Here is a 276-nt window from a genome sequence, read left to right as displayed (position 1 = left end):
CTGCACAGTTACCATCTACTCTTGTTTCACCAAGATAAGTCACCTTCGGTGCAGCATCACATTTATCAGTGGCTGTGGCTGTTCCTGCTGCCGGTACATTATCACAGGATGCGGCTGCATCTGCAGGTACTGTTAACTCTGGTGCAGTATTATCTGTTACCGTGATGGTTTGTGTTTTTGTAACACTGTTACCACATGCATCTTCTGCCTTCCAGCTACGGATCAGTTTGTAATTACCTGCACAGTTACCATCTACTCTTGTTTCACCAAGATAAG

General features: G+C 44.9%; 1 protein-coding gene. It reads right to left on the bottom strand.

Annotated features, from left to right (window positions below):
- A partial coding sequence (locus tag ESA94_RS21560; RefSeq protein WP_164972833.1) for a hypothetical protein occupies window positions 1-276 on the bottom strand: 276 nt, incomplete at both ends.

The organism is Lacibacter luteus, from assembly GCF_004118265.1.
Lineage (GTDB): Bacteria > Bacteroidota > Bacteroidia > Chitinophagales > Chitinophagaceae > Lacibacter > Lacibacter luteus.
Note: the sequence above shows the minus strand (reverse complement) of the source record. Positions and strands in the feature narration are given on the sequence as shown.